At 68.9% G+C, this 1047-nt stretch carries 1 protein-coding gene; it reads left to right on the top strand.

The genetic code is table 11. From position 1 onward, the window contains the following. Positions 1-819, top strand: an 819-nt coding sequence (locus ABZ749_RS35605) for a cellulose binding domain-containing protein (protein ID WP_357235863.1), incomplete at its 5' end; no start/stop codon positions are given. Positions 820-1047 lie beyond the last annotated feature (228 nt).

The following is a 1047-nucleotide window of genomic DNA, read 5'->3' as shown; positions in this document are numbered from 1 at the left end:
ACGTACTACCAGGAGTTCGGCGACATCGTCTTCAGCGCCAGCGTCGGGGCCGTCACCAGCACCACGATCACCAGCTACCTTGGGGCGGGCCAGCAGTACACGTTCCGATTGATCGCCCGGGACAGCCTCGGGCAACGCTCGAACTGGTCGAATGCGCTGACAGTGGTCACCCCGGTGACGGACACCGGCCCGGACACCACCCCGCCGAGCGCGCCGCAGAACCTGACAGTCGGCGAGGTGACCGCCTCGACCGGCACGTTGTCCTGGTCGCCGTCGACGGACAACGTCGGCGTGCTCGGCTACAACGTCTACCGGTTCGACGGCTGGTTCACCTCGCAACTGGTCGCCACCGTGCCGGGTACCACGTACACGGCGCCGCTACCTGCGTCGGTGCCGCTGCGCAACCTGTACTACGTGAGGGCCCGGGACGCGGTGGGCAACGTGTCGATCGCGTCCAACACTGTCACCCTGCCCACGGCGACGACCACTCCGCCGCCCTCGACCTGCCGGGTGACCTACCGGAACCAGTCCGAGTGGCCGGGCGGTTTCGTGGCGACTGCGACAGTCCACAACGCCGGGACGGCACCGATCGACGGCTGGATCGTCACCTTCAGCTTCCCGGGGGACCAGCAGGTCACCTCGGGGTGGAACGCCACGATCGGCCAGACCGGGGCCGTCGTGACCGCTCGCAACGTCGACTGGAACCGCGTCCTCGCGCCAAACGGCTCTGCGACCTTCGGCGTGCAGGGGCGGTGGGGCGTCAGTGACGCTCCGCCGACCGGCTTCTCGCTGAACGGCGCTCCCTGCACGGTTGGCTGAAGGAGTCTCGTGAACACACGTTCGGCCACACCCCACCACCGCCGTGCCAGGGCTCTGCTCGCGGCCGTCGCAGTCGGCGTCCTCGGTGCCCGAGCACGAGTGACTTCGGGGTGATCGGGTCGCGCTGACCCTCCACCTCCGGCCTCGCGGTCGGGGTCCGCAAGGACGACACCACGATCAAGGGCGTCAAGGACCTCGCCGGCAAGACCGTGATCGTCGGGGCGAACA

The organism is Micromonospora sp. NPDC047753 (assembly GCF_040642735.1).
Lineage (GTDB): Bacteria > Actinomycetota > Actinomycetes > Mycobacteriales > Micromonosporaceae > Micromonospora.
Note: the sequence above shows the minus strand (reverse complement) of the source record. Positions and strands in the feature narration are given on the sequence as shown.